The organism is Antarctobacter sp., from assembly GCF_048262615.1.
Classification (GTDB): Bacteria; Pseudomonadota; Alphaproteobacteria; order Rhodobacterales; family Rhodobacteraceae; genus Antarctobacter.
Genome location: NZ_JBLXFB010000002.1, coordinates 99,015 through 123,064, shown reverse-complemented (window position 1 = coordinate 123,064; position 24,050 = coordinate 99,015). Strand labels below are relative to the sequence as shown.

Below are 24,050 nucleotides of genomic sequence, written 5' to 3'. Positions count from 1 at the left end.
CGCCCCCTCACACCAAAACCTGTGCCGCGTCAGCGGCTCCGCTGGATCACCGGGGGCACGCGATGACCAACCTTCCCGAAACCACCGACCGCAAACTCGGCCTTGTGATCGATCTGGATACCTGCGTCGGGTGTCATGCCTGCGTGATCTCCTGCAAAGGCTGGAACACCGAAAACTACGGCGCGCCCCTGTCGGATCAGGACCCCTACGGGGCCGACCCCTCGGGCACCTTCCTCAACCGCGTCCACAGCTATGAGGTCCAGCCGCAGGATACCCCCGCCCAACTGATCCACTTCCCCAAATCCTGCCTGCACTGTGAGGACGCGCCCTGCGTCACCGTCTGCCCGACCGGGGCCAGCTACAAGCGCACAGAGGACGGCATCGTTTTGGTGAATGAGACCGATTGCATCGGCTGCGGTTTATGTGCGTGGGCCTGCCCCTATGGCGCGCGGGAACTGGATCTGGCCGCTGGCGTCATGAAGAAATGCACCCTCTGCGTCGACCGCATCTACAACGAAAACCTGCCAGAGGTGGACCGCACCCCGGCCTGCGTGCGCACCTGCCCGGCGGGCGCGCGGCATTTCGGTGATCTGGGCGACCCCGACAGCGCCGTCAGCCAGTTGGTCGCCGAACGCGGCGGTATGGACCTGATGCCCGAACAGGGCACCAAGCCCGTCAACAAATACCTGCCGCCGCGCCCCAAGGACACATGGCAGGGAGAGGTCGATGTGCTGGCCCCCTTCCTCGAACCCGTGGCCGAGGAACCCAAAGGCTTTCTCGCCTGGATCGACAAGACGCTGGAGAAACTCTGATGCACCCGGCGCCGTCCATCATCGCCTTCACCACCTTGTCGGGTCTCGGGCTAGGCCTGCTGTTCTGGCTGGGGATTGACCCGACCGCGCCCACCGGCTGGGTCGCTTTTGCCTTTTTCGCCATCGGCTACCTGCTGGCGGTGGGTGGGCTGATGGCCTCTGCCCTGCACCTTGGCCGCCCGGAACGCGCGCTCAAGGCGTTTACCCAGTGGCGGTCAAGCTGGCTGTCGCGTGAGGCGTGGATGGCCTTGGCGGCGCTGACCGTCATGGGCATTTACGCCGCACTGCTGGTGTTCTTCGGCCTGCAAATCATCGTTTTGGGCTGGCTGGGCGCGGCGCTCTGTCTGGCCACCGTTTTCACAACCTCGATGATTTATACCCAGCTCAAGACCGTACCGCGCTGGCACCACTGGTCGACGCCGGTGCTGTTCCAACTCTACGCGCTGGGGGGCGGGGCGCTGGTGTCGGGGCGTGTCACCACCGGCCTTGTGCTGATCGGTCTGGCCGCACTGGCGCAGGCGGGCTGGTGGCTGGCGGGCGACCGGCGGTTGGCGGACTCCGGCACCAGCATCGAGACCGCCACCGGCCTCGGCCACATCGGCAAGGTCCGCGCGTTTGAACCACCGCACACCGGCTCCAACTACCTGCTGCGCGAGATGGTCTTTGTCGTCGGGCGCAAGCACGGGCAAAAGCTGCGCCTGATCGCGCTGGTCCTGATGGCGGTCCTGCCGGCAATCCTGTTGCTGCTGCCCTTCGGGCATCTGCTGGCCGTGGTCGCGGTGCTGTCCCATGTGGCGGGCGTGCTGGTGTCGCGCTGGCTGTTCTTTGCACAGGCCGAACATGTGGTCGGCCTGTATTACGGCAAACGCTGACGGGGTTATTTCGACCGTCCGAACAGCCCCTTGATGCGGTCGCCGCCCTCATCCAGCTTGTCACCCGCCGATTCCAGCACCGGGTCCACCCGGTTGGACCAGAACCGCCGCCAGCGTACCCGCAGCGCCCAGAACAGCGCCACAAGCGTACCCAGAAGGATGATGTTCAGCCACGGGATGATTGTCACGTCCGGCCCGTCCACCGCGCGGATCGACACCGCGTTGGGGTAGATCGAGATAAATTCGTTGCGCCAGCCATAGTGCCGGATGACCGCCCATTTCGGATTGTCCGAGGTCGACCGCAGGTCCGCCGCCTCGGCTTGCAGGTTCGAGGTGTCGAACTTGAAATAGGGCGGCCAGCCCCATCCGGTGTCCTCGTTCCGATAGACCATGATCGAATCGTTGGCGCGCCGGGTCTGGATAAAGAACACGTCGCGCGGGGCCAGAGGATCGTCGCCGGTATCTGCCTGTGTCCAGAACCAGCGGTTCTCACCGGGATTCACGCGGGTTTCATAGGTATCGGTGATCCGCACCACGTCATGTTGCGGCAGCGTGTAGTGCAAAAACCCCGCCACAAGCGTCCAGAACAGAACGATCAGGGTCCATTTCACATATTTCATGCGTGCCGCGCCTCTTAGTTGAAGTTGGTCAGATACACGATGAGGGTCACAAGGCAAAGAGGCACGATGTAGACCAGCAGCACAAGCATCCGATGCCGCCGCTTGTCGTGGTCTTCCAGACCGTCGCGCACGTAATCGTCCAGACTGCGGGTCTCGGACGGGTCGGCGGCCCAGTCGATTTCCAGCAGATCGCGCCGCCGCGACCGCAGGTAGAACCACAGCGATCCATAGACCACCGTAAGCACGACCGCCGCCATGATCAGGAACCGCGCCAGTGCGAACATGCCCCACCTCCTGTATGTGACGTGATACGGGTGGCGGCAAAAATCAACGGGGAATGCGCCCGGACCCGCCGCGCGTGCCGGACTGGCGCAGACAGGTCACCAAACGGCGGTTTTCCAGCGGCGCGGCGCGGTGCTGACCACCAGCAGCAGGATCGGCGCCCAGATCAGCGCGGCACGGCCTCCCAGCCGCAGGAAATGCCCCGCAGAGGCGGTGGGCGCATCCGCCAGCAGCGTCAGAACCCGCGCGTCCTCTTGCACATACAGCAGGGCAAACCCGGCCGAGGCCAGTCCCCAGCACAGCAGCGCCGAGACCGCCGCCATCATGGCAAGGCCCGCCAGCGTTTCCGGCACCAAGACCTCGACCCCGCGGGCCACAAGGACGGCCAGCAGCATCAGGCCAAAGGCGGGCAATAGGAGATCTGCGATCATGTCCTGAATCATGGGGATTGATGGCCGCCAGTGCAACGGCGCGGGGAAAACCCGACCTTGCCTAGACGCGGATGGGTCTGACAGGATGGCCACAGACATTCGAAACAGGGAGATTTCCGTGACCCGCATTCTAGCCGTTCTGATGTTGTCCACGCTGGCCCTGCCAGCGCAGGCCGACGATGTAACCGACCTGATGGACTCCGCGCTCAAGGCCTATCGGGATGGCGACATCCAATACGCTCTTGATGAGCTGGACATGGCGCGCCGCGCGCTGCTGGAGATGAAGACCGCCAGCCTTGGCAGCTATCTGCCCGAGGCCCCCGACGGCTGGACCCGCGCGGTCAACACCGAGATGAACACCGGGCTGGCGATGATGGGCGGCGGTGTCGGCGCAGAAGCGACTTATACCGACGCGGGCGGCGAACGGGTCAAGATCACCCTGTTGGCGGACAATCCGATGGTGATGAGCATGTCCGGCATGATCGCCAATGCCGCCGTCATGGGCATGAAGACAGAGCGCATCCAGCGCCAGAAATTCGCCATTCAGGACAAGCAGATGATGGCGCTGGTCGCCAACCGCATCCTTGTCCAGACCGAAGGCGACCCGGACAAGACGCGCCCCTTGCTGGAGGCGATGGATTTCGCCGAAATGGCGAATTTCGGGCTGTAACGTTGGGCGGTTGTCGGCGCGCCCGGTGGCGGTGGGTTGAAAACCCACCCTACACCCACCCGCGCCGACGGTGGCGGACCTAGCCGACCACGTTGAACTCTGGCCCGTAGGGGTAGCCGGTGATGTTTTCGTTGCCGTCTTCGGTAATGACCAGAATGTCATGTTCGCGGTAGCCACCGGCCCCCGGTTGCCCCTCGGGGATCGTCAGCATCGGTTCCATGCTGATCACCATGCCCGGTTCCAGCACCGTGTCGATATCCTCGCGCAGTTCCAGACCGGCCTCCCGCCCGTAGTAGTGCGACAGCACGCCGAAGGAGTGACCATAGCCGAAGGTGCGATATTGCAGCAGGTCACGTTCCGCGAAAAAGGTGTTGATCTGCTCTGTCACCCCGGCGCAGGAGACGCCCGGTTTCAGCAGGCTCATGCCGTATTCATGGGCAGCCACGTTGGCCTCCCAGATGGCGCGGCTGGCGTCATCGACCTCTTGCACAAACAGCGTGCGTTCCAGCGCGGTGTAATAGCCGGAAATCATCGGGAAGGTGTTGAGGCTCAGGATATCGCCGCGCTGCAATTGGCGTGATGTGACCGGATTATGGGCGCCGTCGGTGTTGATGCCGGACTGGAACCAGACCCATGTGTCGCGGTATTCCGCATCGGGAAAGCGTTTGGCGATTTCCAGTTCCATCGCGTCGCGGCCCGCCATGGCCACGTCGATTTCCCGCGCGCCAGGGCGGATCGCCTCGCGGATCGCATAGCCCCCCACATCGGCCACCTGCGCGCCGTGGCGGATCAGGTCGATCTCGGCGGCGGATTTGTGCATCCGCTGGCGCATGGTGGCCGGGGCCACGTCGATGGCGCGGGTGGGGCGCAGGAAATCGTCCAGCAGCGCCTTTTGCGCCAGTGTCATGTGATCGGCCTCATACCCCAGCGCCTTGTCCGGGCCGGTGACAGAGGCAATCGCCCGCCAGTAATTGTTCCGCTCCCAATCGGTGTAGGTGATGTTATCCCCGTGCCCGCGCCGCCACGGCTGCGCGGCGTCGATGCCCGCGCTGATCGTCACGCTGCCGGTGGGCGTCACGACGAGGGCATAGGGTCGCCCGAAGGCGCAGTAGAGAAAACCGGAGTAATAGGCGATGTTGTGCATCGAGGTCAGCACAACCGCGTCCAGCCCCGATTGCGCCATGGCCTGACGCAGGCCGCCCAGCCGGGCGTCATATTCTTCAGGCGCAAAAGGCAGCACGCGCTGGCCCTGATGAAAGCGGTGGAATTGCGGACGTTCCATGATGATCCTCCTGAGGCGCGGCAAATCTTCCCTCGCCGCGCTGGCAAAGTTAGATCCCGGCGTTCAGGACGGAATTGGAGGCACAATAGTGGCGACGCCATCGCCGGCCCGCGCGCAGAGTGTCGTGATGCGGGCGCGGGTGCAAGTCTGTCAGCGGCGCGCCTGTGTCGTTTTCAGGAGCGAGAGGCCAGCCCCTCGCGCTCCCCGGGATATTTTCAGACAGAAGAAATTGAAAAGAAGAGAAGATTTGTCGGTCGCCGGGCGGCGGGTCTAGCTGCCTGCTGTCCTGAGCCAGATCTTGTAGTGCAGAACCGCCCCGTCCCGGCGCGCCGAGCCCAGTTTCCGTTGCAAGAGTGCATAGGCCCGTTGAGGATCGCGGTGGTCGTCCCAGTTGGCGCCTTCGGGATCGTCGCCCAGGATTTCCCAGGACACGTCACGGGGCGGTTCCCGGAAGCGGGGGGCGATGGCCTCCATCATGTGGACGCCTTCGCCGAATTTCAGCGCATAGCGGGCCAGCGCATCGGCCTGCGCCGCCTTGAGCCAGGGCGATCCTTCGCCCCGGCGGGCGTCCTCGCGCCAGGCCGCAAGATCGTGTTGCGACGGGCCGCTGTCGGGCGCGAGGAGGCTGGTCATCACACGCTCATGCAGATGTATTTCATCTCAAGGTAGTCTTCGATGCCGTGGTGACTGCCTTCGCGGCCAAGGCCGGACTGCTTGACGCCACCAAAGGGCGCGACCTCTGACGAGATGATGCCGGTGTTGACCCCGACGATGCCGTATTCCAGCGCCTCGGCCACTTTGTAGACGCGGCTGAGGTCGCGGGCATAGAAATAGGACGCAAGGCCAAAGATGGTGTCATTGGCCATCCCGATCACCTCGTCCTCATCCTTGAACCGGAACAGCGGCGCCATCGGTCCGAAGGTTTCCTCTTGCGCGACCTTCATGTCCTGCGTGACGCCGGTCAGGATCGCGGGGGTGATAAAGGTGCCCTCCTGCACCTCTCCGCCGCACAGCAGGGTGCCGCCATGCGAGGTGACATCGGCGATATGTTCGCGCACCTTGTCGACAGCGCTCTGATTGATCAGCGGCCCCAGATCGATGCCCGCGTCCAGTCCGTCGCCAACCTTGAGCTTGCTCACGGCGGCGGCGAGTTTCTCGGCGAAGGCGTCATAAATTCCGTCCTGCACGTAGATCCGGTTGGCGCAGACGCAGGTCTGGCCGTTGTTGCGGAACTTGCACTGGATCGCGCCCTGAACGGCGGCATCCAGATCGGCGTCGTCAAACACGATAAAGGGCGCGTTGCCGCCCAGTTCCATCGAGCATTTCATCACCTGATCCGCGGCCTGACGCAGCAGGATGCGCCCCACCTCGGTCGAGCCGGTGAAGGTCAGCTTGCGGACCTTGGGGTTTTCGCAGAACTCCTTGCCCACCTCCGAGGAGCGTGACGAGGTCACGATGTTGAACACCCCCGCCGGGATGCCCGCCCGGTCCGCCAGCACCGCCAGCGCCGTCGCCGACAGCGGGGTTTCCGCCGCCGGGCGCCCGACAAAGGCACAGCCCGCCGCCAGCGCCGGGGCGGCCTTGCGGGTGATCATGGCGTTGGGAAAGTTCCACGGCGTGATGCTGGCCGCGACGCCGATGGGCTGCTTCAGGACGGTGATGCGCTTGTCGCGCTGGTGGCCGGGGATCGTCTCACCGTAAATGCGCTTGGCCTCTTCGCCGAAGAATTCGATATAGCTGGCCCCATAGGCGATTTCACCCTTGGCCTCGGCCAGCGGTTTGCCCTGTTCGGCGGTCATGATGGTGGCAAGGTCGTCCTGATGTTCCATCATCAGCTCGAACCATGTGCGCAGGACGGCGGCGCGCTCCTTGCCGGTCCATTTGGCCCAGTCCTTTTGCGCGGCATAGGCGGCGTCAACGGCGCGCGCCACCTCCTCACGGCTCAGGTCCGCGACCTCGGCGATCACATCGCCACGGGCCGGGTTGGTGACGTCAAAAGTGGCATCGCCGTTCAGCCATGTGCCGTTGACGTAGGCCCGCGGCTCCAACAAGCCGGGATCCTTCAGAAGGCTCTTGAGATTGGTCGCATCGTCACGCATTTGAAAATTCCTCCGTCCAGGTCTTGCCCAAGGCAAAACACCCGTTGCAATGGAAGTATAGGGCCAAAATGGAGAAAGTGATGGACCTCACAGACGCATACGCCATTGGGGCCCATATCCCGGATGGTGACGCCTATCCCCCGCGCTGGGCCGCCACCGCCGGAACCTATCGCAAGCGGCTGTCGGTCGCGGGGCGGGCGCGTCTTGGGCTGATGTACGGTCATGGAACGCGCTGCGCGCTGGATTTGTTCCTTCCGGATGCACGCCCCAAAGGGTTGGTGGTCTTTGTCCACGGTGGCTATTGGCTGCGGTTTGATCGCTCCAGCTGGTCGCATCTGGCCGAAGGCGCGCGGGTGCAAGGCTGGGCGGTGGCGATGCCGTCTTATGACCTTTGTCCAAGGGTGCGCATTTCCGACATCACCCGGCAGGTCGCCAATGCGGTGACGGTGGCGGCATCAGAAATACCGGGGCCGGTGCGGCTGACGGGCCATTCGGCGGGCGGGCACCTGGTGGCGCGCATGGCAGCGGCGCTGGAGCCGGAGGTGGCCGCGCGGCTGGCCCATATCCTGCCGATCTCGCCGCTGTCGGACCTGCGGCCCCTGATGCAAACCGAAATGAATGCCGATCTGCGCATCGACGCGGCAGAGGCACGGGCCGAAAGCCCGATTTTCTCGCCGCCGCCTGCCTGTCCGGTGACGGTCTGGGTCGGGGCCGATGAACGCCCCGCCTTGCTGGATCAGGCGCGCAAACTGTCCAGGGTCTGGGAGTGCGGGCTGGTGGTGGAGGCGGACAAACATCATTTCGATGTGATCGACGCACTTGCAGACCCGGACAGCGAGATGGTGGCGCGGCTGTTGTCCGACTGAGCCGCGCCCGGCGGCGTCGCTTTGGGTATTTGTCCCAGAGAAGAAACACGCGAAAGCGCCCTGGCTTCTTCTCTGGGAAAAATACCCACAAAATAACTTTTGCGTCCCGCCAGCGACCCACAGGCGGGGCGAGGTCAAAAAAACCTGGTAAGGTATCCAAGGATTGCGCCATGGGCTGCGTCTCACTCATGTGATGCGCATGGAAGTCAGCGACGAATCCCTTGCCCGCGCGGCAGCGAGTGGTGACCGGCAGGCCTTTGCCCTGCTGGTGGGCCGGGTTTACGACCGTGTCTATGGTTATGCGGTAAAACTCACCGGCAGCCGGACAGAGGCCGAGGATCTGGCGCAGGACATCTGCGCCGCCCTGCCCGCCAAGCTGCAAAGCTATCGGGGAGAGGCCAAGCTGACCACATGGCTCTATCGCATCACGGTGAATGCTGCCCGGGACCGGTTCCGGCGCCACAGCACCCATGCCCGCGCCGCCGATGGCTGGGGTGACTGGGAACTGGCGCGCCGGGCCGAAATCTCGGAGACGGCAGAGCGGATCGACTGGTTGATGGAGGCGATGAAACGTCTCACGGTCGATCTGCGCGAAACCGTGGCGCTGGTTCTGGATGGGGTGACCCATGCAGAGGCGGCGCAGATCCTTGAGGTGTCCGAGGGGACCGTCAGCTGGCGGATCTCGGAGGCCAAGAAGAAACTGAAGGCGATGCAGGAGGCCGAGGCATGAGCGACGATCTGGACGATCTCAAGCGCGCATTCGACGCGGGCCTGCCGGGCCCCGATCCGGATAAACGTGCCGCCGCCATCGCGCTGGCGATGAAAAATTTCGACCGCGCCCAAGAAACGGCTGATCTGGCGCGTCAGACCTCTGAGCCCACCGAAAAGGCGGGCATTTTCAGAGGAGCCAAACTGATGTTTGCCAAGATTTCAAACCGCGGACTTCTGACCGCAACCACGGCCATTGCCGCCGTCGCCATGGTGGCGTTAATCCCTGTATTGCAGAACAGCCAACCGCCCGAGATTGACGTGATCCCGGTCAGCAAGCCGGACGCCAAGCCCGTCGTCGAACCCGTCGCCAAACCTGACGTCAAAGCTGACGACCGTGTTGTCGTTGCCCCCGCACAGACCCCGGTGGAGCCCGAAGCGCTGGAGGAAACGCTGGACCTTGCCTTTGATGCGCCGGTTGTGATGAACAGACGCGCCGCCGATCCCGGTGCGGCCAAGGTCGGGCGTCCGATGGCTGCGCCGTCGCCGCAGCCCATGGCGCCAGCCGGGGCATCGCGTATGCGCGCCCCGGCGCCCGCCTCACCGGGGGCGGCCCCGTCGGTCAGCCTTGAAACCGGGGTGTTCAACTTTGAGGGCGGCATGCCTGCAACCCGGCCCCTGCCGATCCCCGTCCCCGATCAAATCGTCCGCCCCGACCCCGACACAGAGGCCTTCCCCGACGCAGAGGACAACCCGATCAAGGTCACGGCAGAGGCCCCGGTCTCGACCTTTTCCATCGACGTGGACACCGCGTCGTGGTCGATGATCCGCAACTCTCTCAGCCGGGGCATGCTGCCGCCCGAAGGCGCTGTGCGGATCGAGGAGATGGTGAACTATTTCTCCTACGACTACCCCGCGCCCGAGGGTGACGCGCCCTTTGCCACCCATGTTGGCGTGTCGGACAGCCCGTGGGTGGACGGGACGCAGATCGTCCACATCGGCCTGCAAGGCATGTTGCCGGATGAACGTCCGCCGATGAACCTTGTGTTCCTGATCGACACCTCTGGCTCGATGAACAACCCGACCAAGCTGCCGCTTCTGAAGCAGAGTTTCCGGCTGATGCTGGGCCAACTGGGGGAAAACGACACCATCGCCATCGTGACCTACGCGGGCAGCGCGGGCCTTGCGCTGGAGCCGACCAAGGCGACAGAGCGCGACACGATCCTTGCAGCACTAGAGTCGATGCACGCGGGTGGGTCGACCGCCGGGCAGGCCGGTCTGCAACAGGCCTATGCCACCGCCGCCAAGATGGCCAAGGATGGCGAAGAGGATGCGGTTTCCCGCGTGATCCTTGCCACCGATGGCGATTTCAACGTCGGCATCAGCGATCCCGACGCGCTCAAGGATTTCATTGCCGACAAGCGCGATGAGGGCACCTATCTGTCCGTTCTCGGCTTTGGCCGTGGCAATCTGGACGACGCCACCATGCAGGCGCTGGCGCAGACCGGCAACGGGATTGCCAGCTACATCGACACGCTGGCCGAGGCGCAAAAGGTGCTGGTGGACCAGTTGACCGGCGCACTGGTGCCCATCGCCAATGACGTCAAGATTCAGGTCGAATGGAACCCGGCCCTCGTCGCCGAATACCGCCTGATCGGTTATGAAACCCGCGCGCTGAAGCGTGAGGATTTCAACAACGACAAGGTCGACGCCGGTGAGATCGGCGCAGGCCATCAGGTGACGGCGATCTACGCGATCACACCGGTGGGGTCTCCTGCCCGCATGACCGACCCGCTGCGCTATGCCGCTGGCGACGCCCAGCCAGTGACCGATGAAACCGGCGAACTGGGCTTTCTGCGCCTGCGCTACAAGACGCCGGGTGAAGACACCAGCAAGCTGATCGAAACCCCGATCAACGCCGATGCAGCCCCGCTGGCCGAAGGCAACTGGGCGCTGGCCATCGCCGGTTTTGGCCAGATCCTGCGCGGCTCCGACCTGATCGGCGACTGGAGCATGGGCGACGCCATCGCACTGGCGCAGGCCTCCAAGGGCGATGACCCCTTCGGCTACCGCCAGGAGGCGATCACCCTGATGCGCCTGACCGAGAGCCTGAAAAAGTGACCCGCGCGCCCCGGGCTTGACCCGGGGCCTCATCCCTCCCGCCACCTTTTAACCTTTCCGTCATATCTCCGTCACGCCCCTGTTACCTCCCGGCGTCACTGCCCCGAGTATTCACAAACGGGGGGACCCCATGCTTTTCCGCACCCTTTGCCTGACCTCGGCGCTGGCTCTGACCGCCGGCACCGCGATGGCAGACAAGAACTTCAACCGCATCGCCTCGTTCGCGACCTACCTGAACATGGCGGATGGCGAAGACAGCGCGCGCGAAACCTCGGCCGAGATCATCGCCGCGACCGCAGACGGCATGACGCTGGTCTACACCGACAGCCCGCTGGGCGCTCTGGGCCGCATCGACATCACCGACCCCGCCAACCCGGCCCCGCTGGGCAACGTGGCGCTGAAGGGTGAGCCGACCTCCGTCGGCATCGTCGGCAGCACCGCCTTTGTCGGCGTAAACACCTCCGCCAGCTACACCGCCCCCTCGGGCCACCTTGCCGTGGTCGACGTGCTGACCGGCGACATCACCGCCACCTGCGACCTCGGCGGCCAGCCGGATTCGGTCGCGGTGTCCAAGGACGGCACCCGCATCTCCATTGCCATCGAGAACGAGCGTGACGAAGACCTCGGCGACGGCCGCGTCGGCCAATTGCCTGCCGGGTTCCTTGTCATCGGCGACATCACCGACGGCGCGCTGACCTGTGACGACCTGATCAAGGTCGAGATGACCGGCCTTGCCGACATCGCCCCCGAAGACCCCGAGCCCGAGTTCGTCGACATCAACGCGCTGGGCGAAACCATCGTGACGATGCAGGAAAACAACCACCTTGTGGTGGTTGCCGCCGACGGGTCGATCCTCAACCACTTCTCCGCCGGTGCCGTGGACCTCGACAAGATCGACACGCTGGACGAACGCGGCGCGCTGAACTTCGACACATCGCAAAAGGGCCGCAAACGCGAACCCGACGCCGTCAAATGGATCGACGACACGCATTTCGCCATCGCCAACGAGGGCGACATGGACGGCGGCTCGCGCGGCTGGACCATCTTCAACAAGGACGGCACCGTCACCTACGAATCCGGTGCCTCGTTTGAGCACGCGCTGATCCAGATCGGCCACTACCCGGACAAACGCTCTGACGCCAAAGGCGTCGAGCCCGAATCCATCGAAACCGCCGTGTTCGACGGCACCCCACTGGTGTTTGTCGGCTCCGAACGCGGCTCTGCCGTGGGCGTCTATGACGTCACCGACCCCGCCGCCCCGGTCCTGAAACAAATCCTGCCCTCGGGCATCGGACCCGAAGGCTATGTCGCCATCCCCGCGCGCAATCTGCTGGTCTCCGCCAATGAGACCGACCTGATCGAGGACGGCGGCGTGCGTGCCCATGTCATGATCTTCGAATACCAGAATGCCGACGCGATGTACCCGACACTGACCTCCGCAGGGGCCGACCGCCTGATCGGCTGGGGTGCCATCTCTGGCATGGTGGCCGATAAGGACGGCATCGTCTGGGCCGTGAACGACAGCTTTTACGGTTTCCAGCCGACGATCTTCAAGATCGACACCACGCAGACCCCGGCCCGCATCGTCGACGCCATCGTGATCCACCGCGCCAACGGCGACCCGGCGCAAAAGCTGGACCTCGAAGGCATCACGCTGGACGGCAACGGCGGCTTCTGGGTCGCCTCCGAGGGCCGCACCGAACGCGGCATCCCGCACGCCCTCTATCACGTCACCAAAGACGGGCTGATCAAGACCAATTCCGCCGAGATCATGATCCCGGCAGAGCTGACCGCCGTCGAAAAACGATTCGGGTTCGAGGGCATCACCAAGGTCGGTGACACCCTCTGGATGGCCGTTCAACGTGAATGGCAGGACGACCCGGCAAATCACGTCAAACTGGTGTCGTACAACATCGAGACACAGGAATGGGGCGCGGTCCTCTACCCCAAGGCGGAACCGGCCAAGGGCTGGGTCGGCCTGTCGGAAATCGTGGCGCATGGCGATTTTGTCTACGTGATCGAACGGGACAACCAGATCGGTGCCAATGCGGTGACGAAAAAGATCTACCGCATCCCCATGACCGACATGACCCCCGCCGCGCTGGGCGCCGACCTGCCCGTGGTCACCAAGGAAGAGGTGCGTGACCTGATCCCCGACCTGAAATCCTACGGCGGCTATGTCGTGGACAAGGTCGAAGGTCTGGCCATCTTCGAGGACGGCACCGTCTGGGTCTCCACCGACAATGACGGCGTCGACGACAGCTCGGGCGAAACCTTGTTCTGGATGTTCAGGCTCTAGACCATCCTGACCGCAAGTGACACCCGCCCCGTGGGACACCACGGGGCGGTTTTGCGTTTTAAACGCGCCTCCGCCCGGCCGCCCCTTTTCGGACAGACCGGCACTTTGGTGCATAGTGGCTCACAGAAAGCTTGCCTCAAGCCCTTTGTGCTGCAACTCTTGTGGATGAGATGCACAATAGTGCATTATCGGCCGCAGCCACGGCACCTCTGGGAGGAGAGATCATGTTCACAAAAACCCCTAACCCGCTTGCCGCGGGGGATATTCTCAATGCGCTGGAAGCCGCGCTTTATCGCGGTCGCATCGGTCGTCGGCGTTTCATGCAGTTGGCGCTTGCCACCGGGGCCTCGATGAGTGCCGTCAGCGCCATGGCGCAAGAGGGCGGCGACGCCGCAATCACCCAGTTGTACAACGCGCGGACTCTGGCCGACAGCTATGACTACGTGGTTGTCGGGTCGGGCACCGGCGGCGCCACCGTGGCCGGGCGTCTGGCCGAAAGCGGGGCCTCTGTGCTGGTGCTGGAGGCCGGGCAGACCGATCAGGTCGAGGCGGTGCTGAACCCCGCCATGTGGCCCACCAACCTGCGCGGCGAACGCGACTGGGGCCACACCGCCGATGCCGCCGACAGCGTGAACAGCCGACAGTTGATCCTGCCGATGGGCAAGGTTGTCGGCGGCGGCTCTTCGATCAACGTGCAGATCTGGGCGCGCGGCCACAAGAACGACTTCGACATGTGGGCCGCCGAGGCCGGCGACGACGGCTGGAACTACGACTCGGTGCTGGAGATCTACAAGCGGATCGAGGACTGGCAGGGCACCCCGGACGAGGCCCGTCGCGGCACCGGCGGGCGGCTCTGGGTCGAGCAGGTGCAGGACCCGAACCCGATCGCCCCGGCGATGTTGACCGCCTGCGAAAGCGTCGGCATCCCCGCTTATGCCGACATGAACGGTGTCATGATGGAACGCGAAGGCGGTGCCGCGCTGGCCAATGTGCGTATCCGCGAGGGACGCCGGGTCAATATCCCGCAAAGTTACCTGTATCCGGTGCTGAAACAGGACAACATCACCCTGCTGACCGGGGCCGAGGCCACCAGCCTGATCCTCGAAGGCACAACCGCCAAGGGCGTGAACTTTGTCCGTGAGGGACAAATGCAATCGGTGCGCGCGGGCCATGTTGTGCTGGCGGCAGGGGCCATCAACACGCCCAAGATCCTGATGCTTTCGGGGATCGGGCCGCAGGCGGAACTGGATCGTATCGGGGTCGACACCCTTGTCGACCTGCCCGGCGTCGGCGAGAACTTTCAGGATCACGTTCTGGTCGCGGGCTGCATCTGGGAATACAAAGAGCCGCAGCCGCCGCGCAACAGCTTGGCCGAGGCGACGTTTTTCTGGAAAAGCGACAGCGCGCTGGATGGCCCCGACATGCAGCCCTTTCAGATCGAGGTGCCGTATGCGACTGAGGTCACCGGCCCGGCCTATGCGCCGCCCGCCGGGGCATGGACCCTGTCGCCCGGCCTTGTCCGTCCGAAAAGCCGGGGCCGCGTCTATCTGGAGTCCAGCGACCCCATGGCACAGGCGCGGGTCGATGCGGGGTTCCTGTCCCATCCCGACGACCTCACGGCGGTGGTCCGCTCGATCGAGCTGTGCCGCGAAATCGGCAATTCCGAGGCGATGAAGGATTTCGTGAAACGCGAGGTCATGCCCGGTATCCTGTCGCCCGCCGAGTTGCAGGAGTTCGCCAAAAACGCCGCCGGCACCTATTTCCACCAAAGCTGTACCTGCAAGATGGGCACCGACGCCATGTCCGTGGTGGATGCAAGCCTTGCGGTTCACGGTGTGGCCGGTCTGACGATTGCCGACGCCTCGGTGATGCCGCGCGCCACCACCGGCAACACCATGGCCCCGACCGTCATCATCGGTGAACGCGCCGCCGAGTTCCTGCTGGGCTGACCGGGCCGCTGGGGGCCGGGCCTGCGCCACGCCCCCAGCAACCTGCGGCGCCCGCGCCGACGGCAAAGGACGTCCCGTTGCCTTGGCCCGTTGCCGCGGCCGGTTACTGTGGCTGCCGCAACAAGCCGGGCAATGTTTCGGCCAGCAATTCCCAGACGATGCGCACCCGTGGGCTGGTCCGCAATTCGCGGTGCGCCACCAGCCAGACGGGATAGCGAAAGCTGACATCGGGCAGAACGCGTTGCATGTCCGGGGCGGCATCGCCCAGACCACAAGGCACCGTGCCCAGCCCGATCCCGGCGCGGGCCATGTCCCAATGCACCGCATGTGAAGAGGCCAGCACCGGGAAACTCGCAGGCGTCACCGGGATGCCGCGTTTGCGCAGCGCCTCGGCAAAATCCTCATTGTCCTTGAAACCGATGAACGCGGCGCGCGCCAGATCCGCGGGTCCGGTGATCGGACCAAACCGGGACAGATAGTCGGAGGAGGCGTAAAACGTGCCTTCATCCTCACCCACCATCTTGGCGATCAGGTCCGGTTCCTCGGGGCGGGCATTGCGGATGGCGATATCGGCCTCACGGCGCTTGAGGTCGCGGATTTCGTTCGAGGCAACCACCTCCAGCGTGATGCCGGGCGCGACCTCGCGCAGACGGCGGGCGATCTGTGGCAACAGCCAGCTTGAATAGATTTCCGAGGCGGTGACCGCCACATGGCCCGATGCGGCCTGCGCCTGACCGGAGGCCGCCAGTGAGACACCCACCGCCGCCTCACCCATGGCGCGAACGTGGCTCATCAATTGGGTGCCTGCCTGCGTCAGGACCAACCCGCGCCCGACACGTTCGAACAGGATCAGTCCCAATTCTTCTTCCAGCGCCGTCACCTGACGGCCCAGCGTCGGCTGGGTCATGCCCAAGGCCCGCGCCGCCGCCGACAACGAGCCTTCCTCGGCTGTGACAAGGAAGGCCCGCGCGCGGTTCCAGTCAAAGGTAACAGAGCGCCAATCCATACGGGAATGCATGGGGAACCGGCGGTCAAAGTCAATCGCTCATGCAAAAAGGCCCCGGAAATTCCGGGGCCTTGGCGTCTTGTGTCTTGCGCGCCCAAAAGCGCGGCAAGGCGTCAGTTGACGGTTTCGGCGTCAACCACATCCTTTTGCACCGCCACGGCGGCCTGCGGGCGCGCAATGGCGATCCGGCGCGGTTTCAGCGCCTCGGGGATCTCGCGCTTGAGGTCGATGTGCAGCATGCCGTTCTCATGCACCGCACCCTGCACCCGCACATGATCGGCAAGGTGGAAGCGGCGCTCAAACGCACGGGTGGCGATGCCGCGATGCAGGAACGCCTTGGCCTCATCGCCGTTCTCAGCCTTGCGGGCAGAGACGACCAGCGCCTGTTCCTTTACCTCGACGAACAGCTCATCCTCGGCAAAACCGGCCACCGCAATCGAGATGCGATAGGCGTCGTCGGCGGTCTTTTCGATGTTGTAGGGGGGATAGCCCGGCTGCGCGGTCTCAGTGGCAAGAACGCGGTCCAGCATGTCGGCCATCTGGTCAAAACCGACAGTCGCACGGTAGAGCGGGGCAAAATCGTAATGTCGCATGGAATCCTCCGTTGAGCGATACCTTGGGTCTGTGCGCCTTCCCGTCCGGGACAGGCGCCTGATCAACCGGAACCCTGTTGCAGGCGTCCCGATGACATTGAATTTGGAAAGCGTGGGCGCGGTTTCAAGACCCTCAGGGCCGAACAAAACGCGCGCCGGTGCCGCTGCGCTCGCCCACACGCACCCGCCGCGCGCCGGTCCCGGCCTGCGGCTGGGCCTCTTCGCGGCGCAGACGGCTGCGCAGCCGGGCTACGTGGTCGGGCAGCACCATGCCATAGGCGCGCTGTTCCCCCGACGGGTTGGGGGCGATGGCCGAAATCACCGACAGGATGCGCAGCCGCCCGTCCACCTTGGCCAGCACTGGCGATCCCGAAGAGCCAAAGGTCACGTCGCAGTCGAACTCCAGCACCCCGCCCGCCATCTGGTTGGTCAGGTCACAGCGCCGCTGCCGCGACAGCACATCGGCGCGCCCCTCGCCATAGGACACCACGCTGACGGCGCTACCCGCGACAGGGACATCATGCACAACCAGCGGGTCCGCCTCGGCGGCGTGAATGTCGCGGTCCAGTTGCAGCAGCGCCACGTCCCTTGCGATCATCCGACCGCTCAACTGCCGCCCGCCGCCGCCGCGATACCCCTCGGCCACCACAAAGCGCCGGACCCCTCGCGCGGCAATCTCGGTGCCCCGGTGATAGCCAGCGCGAAACCGCAGCCGCTCTGCCGGAACCTCGGTGCCGTCGCGGTCAAACACGCAATGCGCGGCGGTCAGCACCAGATCCCGCGCGATCAGCGTCCCGGTGCAGAAACTGCGCCCGGTGTCGACCCGCCCGACCGCCTCCCAGCCTAGCAGTTCACCGCGCCGGTCCATCACGTCAAAGGCGGTCTGCGCCGCCGCCGGGGCGGCCAGCACCATCAGGAGCCATACCGCCAGCCGTCTCATGGGCGCACAAACTTGGCGCCGGTGTCGCGCCGCGCCCCCGCGGCCAGCCGGTCCAGCCCGGCACCGGGGTCGCGGTCGGCGGACAGCGCGTCGCGCAGATCGTCCAGCGGGCCCTGCAACCGCGTGGCCAGCGCCACCGGCGCGCCATTGGCCTGCGCCTTGGACGAGACGACAGAGACAATCCGGGGCCGCCCGTCCGGACCAAGGCGGAACACCGGTGATCCCGATGCGCCGAAATCCACTGTGCAGGACAGCACCAGCATCCCGTCCTGATGCGCCAGCACCGGGCAGGTCTCCTGCAACGACGGCGCCTCGGACCGGTCATGCGCGTAGGAGACCACGCCAACGGCATCGCCCTGTTCGGGGCCGATGTCGGTGTCAAAGGGGGTGATGGTGGTGTTGCGGATCGGGTGTTGCAGCTCGATCAGCGCCAGATCGTGACGCACCCGGTCCGCATCCGCCTCGTGGCCATAGGCAAACGCCGGGTGCGGCACCGCCTTGCGCACGCGCCGATAGGCCGCCGCCCGCCCGTTGCGCCATCCGGCAAGGAACTGCATCTGGTCCACCGGCACCCGCGCGCCGGTTTCCGGGTCAAACAGGCAATGCGCCGCCGTCACCACCAGACGCGGGCCGATCAGCGCGCCGGTGCAAAAAGAGGTTCCGGCAATCTCGATCCGACCGACCGCCTCCCACCCGCGACCGTCCTGAGCCGAGTCCATTCTGAAAAGGCCCTGTGCCCCCGCCGAGGTGCCCAGCAGCCAGAGAAAAACAACCAAAAAGAGCCGCACGCGAAATCCCTATACCTTTGCGTATAAAATTCTCACGGCATCTTGGCAAAAATGAGGCAATTCCGCCGCAAAGACAGTCTGTTCTTGTCACGTCAACGATCGCGGCTTGGGCCCTCCCGTCGCCCAGTCCAGCAATTCGACCGTATGCACCACCGGCACCTCTGTGCCGCCGCCGATCTGCATCATGCAACCGATGTTTCCGGCGGCGATCACATCGGGCTTTTTCGCCTCAAGGGTCTGCACCTTGCGCGCCTTCAACTGCTTGGAAATCTCCGGCTGCATCAGGTTGTAGGTGCCCGCACTGCCACAGCACAGATGGCTGTCGGCAGGCTCGACCACCTCGAACCCGGCGCGCTTCAGCAGGTCCTTGGGGGCGCTCTTCACCTTTTGCCCGTGTTGCAGCGAACAGGCCGCGTGATAGGCCACGCGCAGCCCCTTGGGCGCGCCTGCGGGGATCTCCAGCCGCGACAGCACCTCGCTGATGTCCATCGCCATGCCCGCCACCTTCGCGGCATCCCCGGCCAGCGGGTCTTGGGCAAACATGTGGCCATAATCCTTGACCGTGGTGCCGCAGCCGCTGGTGTTGATCACGATGGCGTCCAGCCCCTCACCGGCCATTTCCGCCGTCCATGCGCGGATGTTTTTGGCGGCACTTGCGTGGCTCTCATCGGTCTTGCCCATGTGGTGGGTCAGCGCGCCGCAACAGCCCGCCCCCTTGGCCACCACCACCTCACAACCCAGCCGCGTCAGCAGGCGGATCGTGGCATCGTTGATGTCGGTGTTCAGCGCTTTTTGCGCACAACCCGTCATCAGCGCGACGCGCATCTTTTTCTCGGCCTTGGGCGCAAAGCATTGCGGGTCGTCATTGCGGCTGACCGGCGGAATGGTGTCCGGTGCCATGTCCAGCATGGCGCGCAGCCGCACATCGGGGATGAACCGGCGCAACGGCTTGCCGATCTTCGCCCCCAGCAGCGCCAGCCGGAACCGCCCCGGATAGGGCAGGATCTTGGCCAGCATCCAGCGCAGCGCCTTGTCGTGCCACGGCCGGTCATAGTGTTTTTCGATGTATTCCCGCGCATGGTCGACCAGATGCATGTAATGCACCCCCGACGGGCAAGTGGTCATACAGGCCAGACAGGACAGGCAGCGGTCGATATGCTTGACCGTGCGTTCGTCGGGCACCCGCTCATTTTCCAGCATGTCCTTGATCAGGTAGATACGCCCGCGCGGGCTGTCCAACTCATCGCCAAGAACCTGATAGGTCGGGCAGGTCGCGGTGCAGAACCCGCAATGCACACAACTGCGCAGGATCTGGTTGGCGCGCGCGGTGCCCGCGTCTTTCAGTTGCTCTTCGGTAAAATGCGTCTGCATGTCAGTCCATCATTTGGGCCGTGGCAAGGCCGAACCAGGGGAGGGGGGCGGCCATCAGCGCCCCCAACAAGATCAATCGCCGGGCAGAGCGTCCGGGCAAGTGGCGGCGCAGCGCCTGCGCCACCATGGCCACCGCCACAACCCAGCCGACCCAAAAGGACATCAGCGCGCCCAGCGGGCTGCGGCTTTGCAGCACAACCGCCAGCGCCGCCGTGCAGATCACCGCCAGAGACAGCGCCACCAAGACCGCCAGCGTGGCGGGCAGGCGCAACAGCGCCGCCACCAGCAGCGGACCGGCCACAAAAGCCACGACAAAACCGATGAGCGCGGGATGCCCCATCAGGCCATGAGTCCGGGGTTCAGCACCCCCTTGGGGTCAAAGCGCGCGCGAATGCCCTGCGTCAGGGCGGCAACGGCGGGCGGTTCGGGCTGAAACACCGGCAGGGTCAGCCGGGTCTCTTCCGCCGCGCGGATCAGCGTGGCGTGCCCGCTCAGCCCCTCGGGGCGCAGGTCCGTCCCCGACGCGCATTCGACCCAGATCAACCCCCCGGCCCAATCGTACAGGACACGGTGAATGTCATGCCGCGCCCGCAGATCGGCCACCAGCCCAGGAGCCGCGCTTGGCCGCACCGACAGCCTCCAGACATCGCCCCCGGTGCCCTGCATCATCTCCACGTCACGGACCCAGCGCCACAGCGCGGCCACGCGGTGCGCATCCGTCTCGACCCGCACCGCATGATCCGAAAACATCTCCCGCAAGCGCCCCAAACGATAGCTGACCGACCCGGCAAACCCCTCGATCCGCAACACCGTCAACGGCTGATCCCCCGGACCCCCCGGCGCATGGGCCGCCCCGGTGATCTCGAACGGAGAGGTCACAGCACGGCTCATCACCTCCTGCGCCGCTGCCTCGCTCAACCCGTCGATCATCACGCAGGCAGAGGTCTCGGGCTGCGGCAACACCTTCAGACTGACCTCCGTCAATACACCCAAAGTGCCCCACGAACCGCTCATCAGCTTGACCAGATCATAGCCGGTGACGTTCTTCATCACCCGCCCGCCGTTCTTCACCACCTGCCCGGTGCCATCGACAAACCGCACCCCCAGCATGAAATCCCGGCACGCCCCCGCCTGCACCCGGCGCGGCCCGCTCACATTGGCGGCCACAACGCCGCCAATCGTCGGCACACCCGCCGTGCCCAACAAACCGCGATGGTCCATCGGCTCAAACGCCAGCCGCTGCCCCTCGGCGGCCAAGGCCGCCTCGATCTCGACCAAAGGCGTCCCCGCCCGCGCCACCAGCGTCAAGGCACCCGGCTCATACAGGGTGATCCCCGTCAGCCCGCCGGTCTCCAGCACCTGCGGGGCCGTCGTCAGCCCAATCGCCCGCGTCCCGCCACCCCGGATATGGAACGGCTCCGCCGCCCCGGCAATCATCTCCGCCAGTTCCGCTTCGCTCTCAGGTCTCATGCGCCACGCTCCTGGCTTCTTCTCTGGTCAAATACTCCGGGGGAGTCGCCCTCGGGCGACGGGGGCAACGCCCCCATCGATTTTTCGCAGAAAAATCGTCTCTCATTCCGCCGCCATCCGCAGAACGCGCCGCCCCTCGGACGAGGCCAAGGGGAACACCTTGGCCGGGTTCAGCAGCCAATCGGGATCAAACACATCCTTCACCGCCATCTGCGCCTCCAGATCCGCCGTGGCGTATTGATCCACCATCAGGTCGCGCTTTTCGATACCCACGCCGTGCTCGCCGGTCAGGCAGCCGCCCACCTCGACACAGAGCTTCAGGATCTCCGCGCCAAAGGCCTCGCACAGTTCCAGATCGCCGGGCTTGTTGGCGTCGAACAGGATCAGCGGGTGCATATTGCCGTCGCCCGCGTGGAACACATTGGCCACGTCCAGCCCGAACTCCTTGGACATCTCGCCGATCCGTTTCAGCACATAGGGCAGTTCGTTCACCGGGATCGTGCCGTCCAGACACATGTAATCGTTGATGTTTCCCATCGCGCCAAAGGCCGATTTGCGGCCCAGCCAGATCCGTCCCGCCTCATCCGCATCCTTGGCCTCGCGCAGTTCCACCGGATCGTGCCGCCGCGCGATGGCAAGGATCTTGCCCAGTTGCTCGTCGATCTCCTCCGGGCTGCCCTCGACCTCGACAATCAGCAGCGCCTCACAGTCCGGATAGCCCGCCTGCGCAAATTCCTCGGTGGCGCGGATGCAGGGCCGGTCCATGAACTCGATCGCCACCGGCAGGACACCGGCCTTGATGATGTCGGACACACAAGCCCCCGCCACCTCGTTGGAATCGAACCCCATCAGCACCGGCCGCGCTCCCTCGGGCTTGCGCAGGATGCGCAGCGTCGCCTCTGTCACCACGCCCAACTGGCCCTCTGATCCGCAGATCAGCCCCAAGAGGTCCAGCCCCCCGGCGTCCAGATGCGCGCCGCCGATCTCGACCACGGTGCCGTCCATCTGCACCATGGTCACCCCCAGCAGGTTGTTGGTCGTCACGCCGTATTTCAGGCAATGCGCGCCGCCGGAATTCATCGCGATATTGCCCGCGATGGCGCAGGCCAGTTGCGAGGACGGGTCGGGCGCGTAAAAGAAATCGTCTTCCTCCACCGCGCCGGTCACGCTTAGGTTGGTGCGCCCGGTCTGCACCCGGATGATGCGGTCGGCGTAATCGACCTCCAGCACCGCGTTCATCCGCGCCACACCCAGAATCACCGAATCCGCCGTCGGCAGCGCGCCCCCCGCTAGCGATGTCCCCGACCCGCGCGGCACCACCGGCACGCCCTCCTCATGGCAGACCTTCAGCACCGCCGACACTTCCTCGGTCGAGGACGGCAGCACAGCCGCCAAAGGCGGACAGCGATAGGCGGTCAGCGCGTCGCATTCATAGGCGCGCGTTTCGGCCTCATCGGCAATCACCCGGTCGGCGGGCAGCACAGTCCGCAGCCTCTCGACAATCCGGTCCTTGCGGGCAAGAACGGCCTTGTTCGGCTCTGGCATCTGCATGGGGTTTTCTCCTCTGCACGCGGCGATACGGGTCGATTGGTAAGAAGATATAACCAAAACGCCGGTCACACCACCGCGAATCCACTGGCAACGGCGCGGCATCTTGCCATTTTATCGCCTAAAGGGTCAGGTGCGGACATGAATTGGGTCAAGATCATACATCTCCTGTGCGTCATGGGCTGGATGACCTCCATCTTTGCCGTACCGCGCGCGCTGATCTACTGGAAGCGTGAACATACTCGGCTGGGCGAAAACGGCCCATTGGGCGATCTCACCTATCGGCTGTACCGCTTTTCCGCCGGTCTGGGCGTGATCGCGGTCGTCACCGGGCTGTGGCTGGCATGGGACTGGGGCTTTCCGGTCTGGACCCACGTCAAGATCGCGCTCGTGGCGCTGCTGGCGGGGCATTACGTCTGGACCGGGCGTCTGGTGGCGCGGGCAAAACACGGCACCTTCCGCGAAAGCGACATGTTCCTGCGCATCTTCAACGAGGTCAGTGTGATCGGCGTCATCGCGATCCTCTGGGTCGTCGTGGTCAAACCCTTCTGATGGACTGGGCGACCCTCAGCGCCGGGTTTACCCTGTGGGACGTGGCGGCCCTGATCCTGCTGGCGCTGTCATGGGCCGGGGCCACCCGCCTGATTGAAAACCCGCCGAAAAGCCGCCCCTCGACCTCAGTTCTGATGGCCGACTACCGGCGCGCGTGGATGGAGGTCTTTATCACCCGCCAGCCGCGCATCTTCGATTCGCAGATCGTGGCCAGCCTGCGGCAGGGCACCGCCTTTTTCGCCTCGGCCAGCATGATCGCCATCGGCGGCGGCTTTGCCCTGCTGGGCAATGCCGACCAGTTGCGCGGCGTGGCGCAGGATCTGTCGCCCAGCGTCGACCCGGTGGTGGTGTTCGAGATCAAGCTGATGCTGATGCTGCTCTTCGCGGCCAATGCCTTCTTGAAATTCGTCTGGGCGCACCGGCTGTTCGGCTACACCTCGGTGCTGATGGCGGCGGTCTCCGAGGATGCCACAGACCCCGCAACCCGCGTCCGCGCCCGCAAGGCCGGTGAGATCAACGTCACCGGCGGGCGCAGCTACAATCGCGGGCTGCGCTCGGTCTATTTCGGCATCGCCGCGGCGGGCTGGCTGTTGGGGCCGATTGTGCTGATGCTGACAACGCTGGTCACGCTGGCGGTGATCCTGCGGCGTGAATTTGCCTCACAGTCGCGGGCGGTCCTGCTGGAACCGGGGGATAAGCCGAGGTTTGAGCGCTGACCGCACCGCCTGCTCCGCGCTTCGTGTTCCCGTCCGGCGGGGCGGTCTGATAGCC

24 protein-coding genes are annotated in these 24,050 nt (G+C 64.9%); 10 read left to right on the top strand and 14 right to left on the bottom strand.

Annotation, left to right across the window (positions count from 1 at the left end; genetic code table 11):
• The first annotated feature begins 62 nt into the window (after positions 1-62).
• Positions 63-812 carry a 4Fe-4S dicluster domain-containing protein gene (locus tag ACN0S5_RS02705; protein WP_417205714.1) on the top strand — a complete coding sequence of 250 codons (750 nt, stop codon included), beginning with the start codon at positions 63-65 and terminating at the stop codon, positions 810-812.
• The gene (locus tag ACN0S5_RS02700; RefSeq protein ID WP_417205712.1) at positions 812-1,684 is read left to right on the top strand and encodes a dimethyl sulfoxide reductase anchor subunit family protein; all 873 of its coding nucleotides are present in this window, start codon (positions 812-814) and stop codon (positions 1,682-1,684) included. Before ACN0S5_RS02705 ends, ACN0S5_RS02700 begins: the two co-directional genes overlap by 1 nt.
• A gap of 5 nt (positions 1,685-1,689) precedes the next feature.
• Here the strand turns inward: ACN0S5_RS02700 and ACN0S5_RS02695 are convergent, their stop codons facing one another.
• The 3 genes from ACN0S5_RS02695 to ACN0S5_RS02685 form a co-directional block, all read right to left on the bottom strand.
• On the bottom strand, positions 1,690-2,304 hold the full coding sequence (locus ACN0S5_RS02695; RefSeq protein ID WP_417205710.1) for a DUF1523 family protein: 615 nt from the start codon (positions 2,302-2,304) through the stop codon (positions 1,690-1,692).
• Between the two features lie 14 nt (positions 2,305-2,318).
• Positions 2,319-2,588 carry a hypothetical protein gene (locus tag ACN0S5_RS02690; RefSeq protein WP_417205708.1) on the bottom strand — a complete coding sequence of 90 codons (270 nt, stop codon included), beginning with the start codon at positions 2,586-2,588 and terminating at the stop codon, positions 2,319-2,321.
• A gap of 96 nt (positions 2,589-2,684) precedes the next feature.
• A complete protein-coding gene (locus ACN0S5_RS02685) occupies positions 2,685-3,017 on the bottom strand; it encodes a hypothetical protein (protein ID WP_417205706.1) in 333 nt (110 codons plus the stop codon).
• 118 nt (positions 3,018-3,135) lie between these two features.
• Here ACN0S5_RS02685 and ACN0S5_RS02680 point away from each other — a divergent pair, with 118 nt between their 5' ends.
• Positions 3,136-3,687: a hypothetical protein gene (locus tag ACN0S5_RS02680; RefSeq protein ID WP_417205705.1), complete on the top strand. Its 552-nt coding sequence runs from the start codon at positions 3,136-3,138 to the stop codon at positions 3,685-3,687.
• A gap of 79 nt (positions 3,688-3,766) precedes the next feature.
• On the opposite strand, the gene ACN0S5_RS02675 is transcribed toward ACN0S5_RS02680, so the two are convergent.
• The 3 genes from ACN0S5_RS02675 to ACN0S5_RS02665 all read right to left on the bottom strand — a co-directional run bounded on the left by ACN0S5_RS02675 (position 3,767) and on the right by ACN0S5_RS02665 (position 7,068).
• Positions 3,767-4,969 (bottom strand): M24 family metallopeptidase, encoded by a 1,203-nt coding sequence (locus ACN0S5_RS02675; protein WP_417205703.1) that lies wholly within the window; start codon positions 4,967-4,969, stop codon positions 3,767-3,769.
• Positions 4,970-5,239: 270 nt separating this feature from the next.
• A complete protein-coding gene (locus tag ACN0S5_RS02670; RefSeq protein ID WP_417205701.1) occupies positions 5,240-5,602 on the bottom strand; it encodes a hypothetical protein in 363 nt (120 codons plus the stop codon).
• A complete protein-coding gene (locus ACN0S5_RS02665) occupies positions 5,602-7,068 on the bottom strand; it encodes an NAD-dependent succinate-semialdehyde dehydrogenase (RefSeq protein WP_417205700.1) in 1,467 nt (488 codons plus the stop codon). Before ACN0S5_RS02665 ends, ACN0S5_RS02670 begins: the two co-directional genes overlap by 1 nt.
• A gap of 80 nt (positions 7,069-7,148) precedes the next feature.
• Between ACN0S5_RS02665 and ACN0S5_RS02660 the strand changes: the two genes are divergently transcribed.
• The 5 genes from ACN0S5_RS02660 (at position 7,149) to ACN0S5_RS02640 (ending at position 15,011) form a co-directional block, all read left to right on the top strand.
• Positions 7,149-7,934, top strand: a complete 786-nt coding sequence (locus ACN0S5_RS02660) for an alpha/beta hydrolase (protein WP_417205698.1) — start codon at positions 7,149-7,151, stop codon at positions 7,932-7,934.
• A 199-nt stretch (positions 7,935-8,133) separates the two neighbouring features.
• On the top strand, positions 8,134-8,664 hold the full coding sequence (locus ACN0S5_RS02655; protein ID WP_417205696.1) for an RNA polymerase sigma factor: 531 nt from the start codon (positions 8,134-8,136) through the stop codon (positions 8,662-8,664).
• Positions 8,661-10,763 (top strand): YfbK domain-containing protein, encoded by a 2,103-nt coding sequence (locus tag ACN0S5_RS02650; RefSeq protein ID WP_417205694.1) that lies wholly within the window; start codon positions 8,661-8,663, stop codon positions 10,761-10,763. Before ACN0S5_RS02655 ends, ACN0S5_RS02650 begins: the two co-directional genes overlap by 4 nt.
• A gap of 130 nt (positions 10,764-10,893) precedes the next feature.
• A complete protein-coding gene (locus tag ACN0S5_RS02645) occupies positions 10,894-13,062 on the top strand; it encodes an esterase-like activity of phytase family protein (protein WP_417205693.1) in 2,169 nt (722 codons plus the stop codon).
• Positions 13,063-13,286: 224 nt separating this feature from the next.
• Positions 13,287-15,011: a GMC family oxidoreductase gene (locus tag ACN0S5_RS02640; RefSeq protein WP_417205691.1), complete on the top strand. Its 1,725-nt coding sequence runs from the start codon at positions 13,287-13,289 to the stop codon at positions 15,009-15,011.
• A 103-nt stretch (positions 15,012-15,114) separates the two neighbouring features.
• Here ACN0S5_RS02640 and ACN0S5_RS02635 read toward each other — a convergent pair whose 3' ends face one another.
• From ACN0S5_RS02635 to ACN0S5_RS02600, 8 genes are all read right to left on the bottom strand, one after another.
• Entirely contained in the window at positions 15,115-16,017 is a 903-nt protein-coding gene (locus tag ACN0S5_RS02635) for a LysR family transcriptional regulator (protein ID WP_417205689.1), read from the bottom strand.
• A 113-nt stretch (positions 16,018-16,130) separates the two neighbouring features.
• The gene (locus ACN0S5_RS02630) at positions 16,131-16,610 is read right to left on the bottom strand and encodes an Hsp20 family protein (protein ID WP_417205687.1); all 480 of its coding nucleotides are present in this window, start codon (positions 16,608-16,610) and stop codon (positions 16,131-16,133) included.
• A 133-nt stretch (positions 16,611-16,743) separates the two neighbouring features.
• Positions 16,744-17,550, bottom strand: a complete 807-nt coding sequence (locus tag ACN0S5_RS02625) for a trypsin-like serine peptidase (RefSeq protein ID WP_417205685.1) — start codon at positions 17,548-17,550, stop codon at positions 16,744-16,746.
• Positions 17,547-18,338 (bottom strand): trypsin-like serine peptidase, encoded by a 792-nt coding sequence (locus ACN0S5_RS02620; protein WP_417205683.1) that lies wholly within the window; start codon positions 18,336-18,338, stop codon positions 17,547-17,549. Before ACN0S5_RS02620 ends, ACN0S5_RS02625 begins: the two co-directional genes overlap by 4 nt.
• A gap of 87 nt (positions 18,339-18,425) precedes the next feature.
• Positions 18,426-19,709 carry a glycolate oxidase subunit GlcF gene (gene glcF, locus ACN0S5_RS02615; RefSeq protein ID WP_417205681.1) on the bottom strand — a complete coding sequence of 428 codons (1,284 nt, stop codon included), beginning with the start codon at positions 19,707-19,709 and terminating at the stop codon, positions 18,426-18,428.
• Position 19,710: 1 nt separating this feature from the next.
• Positions 19,711-20,049 carry a hypothetical protein gene (locus ACN0S5_RS02610; RefSeq protein WP_417205679.1) on the bottom strand — a complete coding sequence of 113 codons (339 nt, stop codon included), beginning with the start codon at positions 20,047-20,049 and terminating at the stop codon, positions 19,711-19,713.
• A complete protein-coding gene (locus tag ACN0S5_RS02605; RefSeq protein ID WP_417205677.1) occupies positions 20,049-21,179 on the bottom strand; it encodes an FAD-binding protein in 1,131 nt (376 codons plus the stop codon). Before ACN0S5_RS02605 ends, ACN0S5_RS02610 begins: the two co-directional genes overlap by 1 nt.
• 102 nt (positions 21,180-21,281) lie before the next feature.
• Positions 21,282-22,730, bottom strand: a complete 1,449-nt coding sequence (locus ACN0S5_RS02600; RefSeq protein ID WP_417205675.1) for an FAD-linked oxidase C-terminal domain-containing protein — start codon at positions 22,728-22,730, stop codon at positions 21,282-21,284.
• A gap of 138 nt (positions 22,731-22,868) precedes the next feature.
• Between ACN0S5_RS02600 and ACN0S5_RS02595 the strand changes: the two genes are divergently transcribed.
• Both ACN0S5_RS02595 and ACN0S5_RS02590 read left to right on the top strand, forming a co-directional pair.
• Positions 22,869-23,279, top strand: coding sequence for a CopD family protein (locus ACN0S5_RS02595; RefSeq protein WP_417205673.1), 411 nt, complete (start codon positions 22,869-22,871; stop codon positions 23,277-23,279).
• Positions 23,279-23,995 carry a DUF599 domain-containing protein gene (locus ACN0S5_RS02590; protein WP_417205672.1) on the top strand — a complete coding sequence of 239 codons (717 nt, stop codon included), beginning with the start codon at positions 23,279-23,281 and terminating at the stop codon, positions 23,993-23,995. Before ACN0S5_RS02595 ends, ACN0S5_RS02590 begins: the two co-directional genes overlap by 1 nt.
• Positions 23,996-24,050: the final 55 nt, after the last annotated feature.

Coding starts and splice junctions, on each gene's coding strand:
- ACN0S5_RS02705 (WP_417205714.1), top strand. CDS start 63: ATGACCAACCTTCCCGAAACCACCGACCGCAAACTCGGCCTTGTGATC.
- ACN0S5_RS02700 (WP_417205712.1), top strand. CDS start 812: ATGCACCCGGCGCCGTCCATCATCGCCTTCACCACCTTGTCGGGTCTC.
- ACN0S5_RS02695 (WP_417205710.1), bottom strand. CDS start 2,304: ATGAAATATGTGAAATGGACCCTGATCGTTCTGTTCTGGACGCTTGTG.
- ACN0S5_RS02690 (WP_417205708.1), bottom strand. CDS start 2,588: ATGTTCGCACTGGCGCGGTTCCTGATCATGGCGGCGGTCGTGCTTACG.
- ACN0S5_RS02685 (WP_417205706.1), bottom strand. CDS start 3,017: ATGATCGCAGATCTCCTATTGCCCGCCTTTGGCCTGATGCTGCTGGCC.
- ACN0S5_RS02675 (WP_417205703.1), bottom strand. CDS start 4,969: ATGGAACGTCCGCAATTCCACCGCTTTCATCAGGGCCAGCGCGTGCTG.
- ACN0S5_RS02670 (WP_417205701.1), bottom strand. CDS start 5,602: ATGACCAGCCTCCTCGCGCCCGACAGCGGCCCGTCGCAACACGATCTT.
- ACN0S5_RS02665 (WP_417205700.1), bottom strand. CDS start 7,068: ATGCGTGACGATGCGACCAATCTCAAGAGCCTTCTGAAGGATCCCGGC.
- ACN0S5_RS02660 (WP_417205698.1), top strand. CDS start 7,149: ATGGACCTCACAGACGCATACGCCATTGGGGCCCATATCCCGGATGGT.
- ACN0S5_RS02655 (WP_417205696.1), top strand. CDS start 8,134: ATGGAAGTCAGCGACGAATCCCTTGCCCGCGCGGCAGCGAGTGGTGAC.
- ACN0S5_RS02650 (WP_417205694.1), top strand. CDS start 8,661: ATGAGCGACGATCTGGACGATCTCAAGCGCGCATTCGACGCGGGCCTG.
- ACN0S5_RS02645 (WP_417205693.1), top strand. CDS start 10,894: ATGCTTTTCCGCACCCTTTGCCTGACCTCGGCGCTGGCTCTGACCGCC.
- ACN0S5_RS02640 (WP_417205691.1), top strand. CDS start 13,287: ATGTTCACAAAAACCCCTAACCCGCTTGCCGCGGGGGATATTCTCAAT.
- ACN0S5_RS02635 (WP_417205689.1), bottom strand. CDS start 16,017: ATGGATTGGCGCTCTGTTACCTTTGACTGGAACCGCGCGCGGGCCTTC.
- ACN0S5_RS02630 (WP_417205687.1), bottom strand. CDS start 16,610: ATGCGACATTACGATTTTGCCCCGCTCTACCGTGCGACTGTCGGTTTT.
- ACN0S5_RS02625 (WP_417205685.1), bottom strand. CDS start 17,550: ATGAGACGGCTGGCGGTATGGCTCCTGATGGTGCTGGCCGCCCCGGCG.
- glcF (WP_417205681.1), bottom strand. CDS start 19,709: ATGCAGACGCATTTTACCGAAGAGCAACTGAAAGACGCGGGCACCGCG.
- ACN0S5_RS02610 (WP_417205679.1), bottom strand. CDS start 20,049: ATGGGGCATCCCGCGCTCATCGGTTTTGTCGTGGCTTTTGTGGCCGGT.
- ACN0S5_RS02605 (WP_417205677.1), bottom strand. CDS start 21,179: ATGAGACCTGAGAGCGAAGCGGAACTGGCGGAGATGATTGCCGGGGCG.
- ACN0S5_RS02600 (WP_417205675.1), bottom strand. CDS start 22,730: ATGCAGATGCCAGAGCCGAACAAGGCCGTTCTTGCCCGCAAGGACCGG.
- ACN0S5_RS02595 (WP_417205673.1), top strand. CDS start 22,869: ATGAATTGGGTCAAGATCATACATCTCCTGTGCGTCATGGGCTGGATG.
- ACN0S5_RS02590 (WP_417205672.1), top strand. CDS start 23,279: ATGGACTGGGCGACCCTCAGCGCCGGGTTTACCCTGTGGGACGTGGCG.